The sequence below is a fragment of the Vibrio sp. 1978 genome (genome assembly GCF_033344345.1).
Genome location: NZ_JAWPOP010000271.1, coordinates 1 through 848, shown reverse-complemented (window position 1 = coordinate 848; position 848 = coordinate 1). Strand labels below are relative to the sequence as shown.

At 45.2% G+C, this 848-nt stretch carries 2 pseudogenes; both read left to right on the top strand.

Annotated features, from left to right (window positions below):
- A pseudogene (locus R8N49_RS26030) lies at positions 1-359 on the top strand (recombinase RecA); the annotation flags it as partial.
- Positions 360-363: 4 nt separating this feature from the next.
- Positions 364-848: pseudogene (locus R8N49_RS26025) on the top strand (DNA polymerase Y family protein); the annotation flags it as partial.

The window sequence follows — 848 nt, the reverse complement described above, 5'->3', positions numbered from 1 at the left end:
CTTTGTGGGCCGCAGAACAGTGTCTGAAAAGTGGTGTTTGTGCCAACGTATTGCTATGGCAAGACGAACTAGAAATTCACCAAGTAAAACGCTTACAGGTTGCCAGTGAACAAGGCGCTTGTCCGCTTTTTATGCTCAAACCGAGCATGGCAAATCGCTTGTCCCTACCTGTGTCATTGAGCTTAAAGCTGCAAGGTCATGAACAGGGCGTAAATGTGGAAGTATTGAAACGCAAAGGGGGCTGGAACAAAGGCAGTATCAATATCGACTTTCAACATGATTACCCGCAGTTGGTGATGCCAGTGATGACTCATATCCCATCGACTGTGGTGAACTTCCCATTGGCGAATCAAGGATAATCACATGGTTTTGTGGATCTACTTGCACTTCCCTCGCCTACAGTTGGATGCGCTGTTTGGCAACAACCAAGAGCACCCTGTCGTCATTGTCGAAAGTCAACGCTGCCGGATTATTCAATACAACGAGACGGCCGAGCAGCAAGGCATTAAGCCAAATATGGGCTTAGGCAGTGCTGCGTCTTTGTGCCATGACTTGCAAGTACATCCTTACCACCCACAAACGGAGTGGAATAAGTTGCAAGAGGTGGCTCAATGGATGTATTTGGTCACTTCTGATGTCGTATTGATGCCAAACCAAGGTATTTTGCTGCGTGCGACGCCAATGCTTAATCTCTATGAAGGATTACAAAACTATTGGAATAAAATCCGAACTCATTTAGATGAACTAAAATTGAGCTTTCAGTTTGGTTGTGGCTTCTCACCTTTTTCCGCTAAATTGATGGCATTATCTGGTGCGAATGTGCTTAACGAAGATAAAACTTCTATCCA